The sequence below is a fragment of the Methylomagnum sp. genome (genome assembly GCF_054333355.1).
Genome location: NZ_JBTEKS010000288.1, coordinates 1 through 5,603, shown reverse-complemented (window position 1 = coordinate 5,603; position 5,603 = coordinate 1). Strand labels below are relative to the sequence as shown.

Annotated in this window: 8 protein-coding genes; 6 read left to right on the top strand and 2 right to left on the bottom strand. The window is 61.5% G+C overall.

What is annotated here, in order from left to right:
* Positions 1 to 497: efflux RND transporter permease subunit (locus ACXWUF_RS17375; RefSeq protein ID WP_458495878.1), on the bottom strand; the 497-nt coding region annotated here is incomplete at its 3' end.
* A 197-nt stretch (positions 498 to 694) separates the two neighbouring features.
* Positions 695 to 1,819 carry an efflux RND transporter periplasmic adaptor subunit gene (locus tag ACXWUF_RS17370; protein ID WP_458495877.1) on the bottom strand — a complete coding sequence of 375 codons (1,125 nt, stop codon included), beginning with the start codon at positions 1,817 to 1,819 and terminating at the stop codon, positions 695 to 697.
* 317 nt (positions 1,820 to 2,136) lie between these two features.
* Here ACXWUF_RS17370 and ACXWUF_RS17365 point away from each other — a divergent pair, with 317 nt between their 5' ends.
* The 6 genes from ACXWUF_RS17365 to ACXWUF_RS17340 all read left to right on the top strand — a co-directional run bounded on the left by ACXWUF_RS17365 (position 2,137) and on the right by ACXWUF_RS17340 (position 5,486).
* Complete coding sequence (locus ACXWUF_RS17365; RefSeq protein ID WP_458495876.1) at positions 2,137 to 2,457, top strand: SEFIR domain-containing protein; 321 nt, start codon at positions 2,137 to 2,139, stop codon at positions 2,455 to 2,457.
* Positions 2,458 to 2,646: 189 nt separating this feature from the next.
* Positions 2,647 to 2,916: a BrnT family toxin gene (locus ACXWUF_RS17360; protein ID WP_458495875.1), complete on the top strand. Its 270-nt coding sequence runs from the start codon at positions 2,647 to 2,649 to the stop codon at positions 2,914 to 2,916.
* Positions 2,885 to 3,376: a helix-turn-helix domain-containing protein gene (locus ACXWUF_RS17355; RefSeq protein WP_458495874.1), complete on the top strand. Its 492-nt coding sequence runs from the start codon at positions 2,885 to 2,887 to the stop codon at positions 3,374 to 3,376. Before ACXWUF_RS17360 ends, ACXWUF_RS17355 begins: the two co-directional genes overlap by 32 nt.
* 53 nt (positions 3,377 to 3,429) lie before the next feature.
* Positions 3,430 to 3,741: a hypothetical protein gene (locus ACXWUF_RS17350; RefSeq protein ID WP_458495873.1), complete on the top strand. Its 312-nt coding sequence runs from the start codon at positions 3,430 to 3,432 to the stop codon at positions 3,739 to 3,741.
* A 114-nt stretch (positions 3,742 to 3,855) separates the two neighbouring features.
* A complete protein-coding gene (locus ACXWUF_RS17345; protein ID WP_458495872.1) occupies positions 3,856 to 4,152 on the top strand; it encodes a type II toxin-antitoxin system VapC family toxin in 297 nt (98 codons plus the stop codon).
* Positions 4,153 to 4,256: 104 nt separating this feature from the next.
* Complete coding sequence (locus tag ACXWUF_RS17340; RefSeq protein ID WP_458495871.1) at positions 4,257 to 5,486, top strand: pyrophosphate--fructose-6-phosphate 1-phosphotransferase; 1,230 nt, start codon at positions 4,257 to 4,259, stop codon at positions 5,484 to 5,486.
* The last annotated feature ends 117 nt before the right edge of the window (positions 5,487 to 5,603 follow it).

Sequence of the window (5,603 nt, the reverse complement as noted above, 5' to 3'; positions counted from 1 at the left end):
TCCTGGATGGTGCGGCGGCGGGTCAGCTCGTCCACGTCCAGCGGCCTGTCGCCGTCGCCGGGCCGCTCCAAGGTGTACTGATAAACCTCGCCCAGCCCCGACGACACCGGCCCGAGGATGGGGGTGACGCCGTCCGGCAGGTTGGCCCCGGCCTCGATCAAGCGTTCCAGCACCAGTTGCCGGGCGAAATACACATCAATGTCGTCGGAGAACACCAGCACGATCTGGGACAGGGCGTTGCGGTTCACCGAGCGCATGTCGGTCAGCCCAGGCAGGCCGGTCATGGCGATTTCCAGCGGCACCGTGACGAAGCGTTCCACTTCCTCCGGGGAGCGGCCCGGCGCTTCCGCCGCGATTTGCACCTGGACGTTGGTCACGTCGGGGAAGGCGTCCACCGACAGGCTTTGCAGGGCGAATGCGCCGAAAACAAGCAGGCACACGGCGATGGCGGAGACCACCACCCGTTGGTTGAGGGCGGCGCGGATTAAAGATTCCATAGGGGGTTACTCGGGAAATTTTGTTCCCTCTCCCTCTGGGAGAGGGTTGGGGTGAGGGGGAGAGAAATAGGATTTCTTCCTTAAAAAACAGAGCTTAACGAGCGGGTGTTTGCGGAAGAAATCTTTTTTGATTCCCTCACCCCGCCCCCCTTCGACGGCGCTCAGGACAGGTCTCCCAGATGGAGAGGGAGTCAGACCTATTCCAACTCCTTGCGGATGCGTTCGTTGTTCAGATGGAACGCCCCGTCCACCACAATCTGCTGCCCTTCCGTCAAACCTTCAACCACCCGGCGCATTCCCTCATGCTCGACGCTCAGGGACACCGGGCGCAATTCGAAGTGGTCGGGCACCGTCCGCACGAATACGTGGTCCTGCTCGCCCACCCGCACCACCGCCCTGGCCGGCACCGCCAGCCCGGTTTCGGCGGGGCGGCGGATAATCATGCTCGCCAGCATTTCCGGCTTGATCTTGCGGTCGGGATTCTTGACCTCCATTCGCACCGTCACCGTCCGGGTGGTGGGATTCACCGTATCGGCCACGTAGATGATCTTGCCGGTGATTTTCTGCATGGGCAGCGCCGGAATCTGCACTTCCGCCAATCCCCCGACCTCCGCCAGATGGGCGTCCTGTTCCGGCGCTTCCGCCACCACCCAGACCTGCGACAGATCGGCCACGGTGAACAGGTAATCCGCGGGCTGGGCGATTTGCCCGACCGAGATATGCCGTTCGATGACGGTGCCGGTGAGGGTCGAGGTGACGGGGGTGATGGAATCAATCTGGCCGGTGTCAGATAGGCGGCGGATGGCGTCTTGGCTCATGCCCATGACCCCCAACTGATCGGCCCCGGCACGCATCTCGACTTCCGCCTCGTCCAACGCGCCCTCCCGTTCCTTCAGGGTGGCCTGACTAATGATGCCCTCCGCGAACAGCCGCCGCGCCCGCTCCACCGCCAGCCGTTGCAGGCCCACCTGGGTTTTGGCCTTGAGGAACACCGCCTGGGCGGCGCTCAGTTCGGTGCTGTTGATGACCGTCAGCAGTTCGCCCTTGCGGACGGGCTGGCCGATGAAGGCTTTGATCTCCGCCACCCGCCCGCTGATGCTGGGTCCGATGCGGGCCAGCCGGTGTTCGTCCAGGGCCACCCGGCCCGGCAAGCGCAGCATGTCGGCGAAATGGGCCTTGCCCACCGGCGCGACGCCCAGCTTCGCGGCCAGGGCGGGCGGGACGGTGACGGCGAATTCGGCGGGCTGGGGTTGAGGGCGGGCCTCTTCGGCGGAGGCAGTTGCACAGAGGAGGAATAGGATCGGCAGGACGGATGGTTTCATGAGGGCGTCTATGAAGTCTTGATGGCGCTACTGTACCCGAAGTACGGCGTGGAGTGCATTGGTGCAACGTTGGTGCCAATGAACCGGGGGTGGTTGATATGAGCCTGCCAATGCCCTCTCCCTCTGGGAGAGGGCTGGGGTGAGGGGGATTCAAACTAGCGATTTTTTAAGGAAGAAATCCCTTTTGGATTCACTCACCCTGTCCTATGCCAGAGGGAGAGGGTTGTTTCGGTTTGGGTGGCTTGGACCATTTGGCTGGCGACCCTGTTTCAATTCGGCCACAATTCGCCCATCTTTCTTGCGATGGGTTGCCCGCCATGACGCCTCCCCGTGTCTTCATCAGTTATAGCCACGACAGCCGTGTCCATTGTGACGCGGTGTTGGCGCTCGCCCAACAACTGCGCCGCGATGGCATCGCCGCCGAGTTGGATCAATTCCACCAGGAAGAATTGCTGCACTGGCCGCGCTGGTGCGAGGAGCAAATGCGCCCGGATTGCACCGATTTCGTGCTGTGCGTGTGTACGGCGGAGTATGCGCGGCGGGTGGAGGGGCGGGTGGCTGCCAACGTGGGGAAGGGGGTGTTTTGGGAGGGGACGCTGATTTATAGCGGCATTCATACGGGTTCGATACGGCGGTAGGGTACGCTGTGCGTACCTCTCCGACCCCGCAAGGTACGCACAGCGTACCCTACGAATCGCGTATCGAAGCCGAGCGAGCGGCGCTCTATGACGAGCTTTACGACGCGTCCGGGCACAACTGGCCGCATGGCAGGCCGAAAGCGGTCCCAACCCCGAATAACCTCTCTACACGGCTAATTTTTTCCCCGTATGATGGACGACACCAAAGCCGCCAAAAACTGGCGCGACTACGGCATCGCCTTCCCATTCGCAACCCAAGCGTTCAGCGACCCCTTCGCGGCGGAGTGGATAGATAACCGCGAAAACTATGGCGAGAAACCTCTAAACCTACTCGGCATGTGCCAAGGCGTTCTCCTCCATGTCACCTACACCGAGCGCGGAGATCGAATCCGCCTCATCTCAGCCCGCCGCGCCGAAAGCCACGAACATGACCACTACTACCGCGAAAATTCGATCTGACGGAACCCTCGTCGAAGTCCTGCCCGACGGAACCGAGCAAACCTTCCCCGAACTTCCGCCCCGCCCCATGAGCGAAGCCGAAGTAACCGCCGCCGCACAGGCCGACCCCGATGCACGGCCCTTCACCGCAGCGGAACTTCAGCAAGCCCAGCGGGTGCCCCGTGTTAAAACAATGCGCCGCGCCCTAAAGCTCACCCAGGAAGAATTCGCCGCCCGCTATCACATCCCGCTCGGCACCCTACGCGACTGGGAACAAGGCCGCGCCGAACCGGACCCGCCGACCCGCGCCTACCTACACGTCATCGCCCGTGACCCCGAAGCCGTGCAACGCGCCCTGGCCGACAACGATGCCACAAACCGGTTCCATACATACGCCTCGCACGGGAACCCCAGCCGAGGATTAGCCTTGCTCGATAAGCTCGACCGTTTGGAAACCGAAACCAGCCCCGGCCCGGAATAAAACCCGTCCCTGGCTATAATCGCCCCGCCAACCCGACACGAGGAGCAAAACCCATGACCCTGCAACAACAAATCATCGGCGAACTACAGCACATCCCCGAAGACAAACTGGCCGAGATATACGACTTAATCCACTATTTCCGGCTAGGACTCGCGGGAGAAAAACCCGCCGAACGCCAGCCCGGCTTATTAAAAGGCACCGTTGCCGAAAGCTTCTTTGAGTCTCTGCCAGAATCCGAAAATATTTTGATTGGCCAAAAAGCCCTGCACCTTGCCGAGCAATTGGGCTTCGTGGGCTACCTCGATGCCGAACCCGAACTCTCCGAGACCTACAAAAAACACCTCGACTGGTCGGACAAAACATGATCATCGCCGACACCGGATTCTGGGCCGCCCTCGCCAGTCCCAAAGACCAAAATTACGCCCTAGCAAAACGCACTTACAAATCTGGACGAGCCACTGATTTCGACATGGCCGGTGATGACCGAAACCTGCCATCTACTATTGAAGCGGCAAGGCGTGGAAGCCCAGTTGAAATTCCTCGACCTTTACCGGCAAGGCGGGTTTCAAGCATTCCCCTTGGAACAACACGCCCACGCCCCCAGACTGTTGCAGCTTATGCGGCAATATGCGGATTTACCCATGGACTTGGCGGATGCATCCTTGGTGCTGCTGGCGGAGACCTTGAACGATGGCCGGATTCTCAGCACCGACCGGCGCGACTTCCACTGTTATCGCTGGAAAAACAACCGTCCGTTTGTGAACCTACTGGCCTGAACGGCCCCCGCGAGAACGCGCCGGAACCCCCCCGACCGTTCGCTTTTTCCCCCTAATCCTTTATCCTTTTGCCTCCTTTCAACCCTTTCACTTAAAGACAAAATATGAGCAAGCCCAAGAAAGTCGCACTCCTCACCGCCGGTGGTTTGGCCCCCTGCCTCAGCTCCGCTGTGGGAAGCCTGATTGAACGCTATACCGAGATCGACCCCTCCATCGAAATCATCGCCTACCACGGCGGCTACAAAGGGCTGCTGCTGGGCGACTCCTACGTCATCACTCCTGAAATCCGCGAGAAAGCCGCGCTGCTGCACAAGTTCGGCGGCTCGCCCATCGGCAACAGCCGCGTCAAGCTGACCAACGTCAAGGACTGCGTGAAGCGCGGCCTCGTCAAGGAAGGCGAAGACCCCCAGAAGGTCGCCGCCGACCAATTGGTCAAGGACGGCGTGGACATCCTCCACACCATCGGCGGCGACGACACCAACACCGCCGCCGCCGACCTGGCCGCGTTCCTGGGCCGCAACAACTACGGCCTGACCGTGATCGGCCTGCCCAAGACCGTCGACAACGACGTGTTCCCCATCAAGCAATCGCTGGGCGCCTGGACCGCCGCCGAGCAGGGCGCACGCTACTTCCGCAACGTGGTCGCCGAAACCGGCGCCAACCCGCGCATGTTGATCGTCCACGAAGTCATGGGCCGCAACTGCGGCTGGCTGACCGCCGCCACTGCGCTGGAATACCGCAAGCTCCTGGACCGCGAAGAGTTCGTGCCGGGCATCGGCCTCAGCCGTGACTGCTACGAAGTCCACGGCGTCTTCATCCCCGAGATGGAAATCGACATCGCCGCCGAAGCGGAGCGCCTCCGCGCCGTGATGGACAAGACCGACTGCGTCAACATCTTCATTTCCGAAGGCGCGGGCGTGGAAGCCATCGTCGCGGAAATGCAGGCCAAGGGCCAGGAAGTGCCGCGTGACGCCTTCGGCCACATCAAGCTGGACGCCGTGAACCCCGGCAAATGGTTCGGCGAGCAATTCGCCGCCATGCTGGGCGCGGAAAAGACCCTGGTGCAGAAGTCCGGCTACTTCGCCCGCGCCGCCGCCGCCAATGTGGACGACATCCGCCTCATCAAGTCCTGTGCGGACCTGGCGGTGGAATGCGCGTTCCGCCGCGAATCCGGCGTGATCGGCCACGACGAGGACAACGGCAACGTGCTGCGGGCCATCGAGTTCCCGCGCATCAAGGGCGGCAAGCCGTTCGACATCGACGCGGCGTGGTTCGGCCAGATGCTTGAGGACATCGGCCAGGCCAAGGGTGGCAAGGTCGCGGTTAGCCATTAACACGTTGGCAATTAGTTATTAATTGAAGCCTTCGGGGCGGGACATTCTCCCGCCCCGATTCGTTAGTGGGGAGGCAAATATGTCAGCCAATTATCAGCAGGACTATTTTGGATGGAC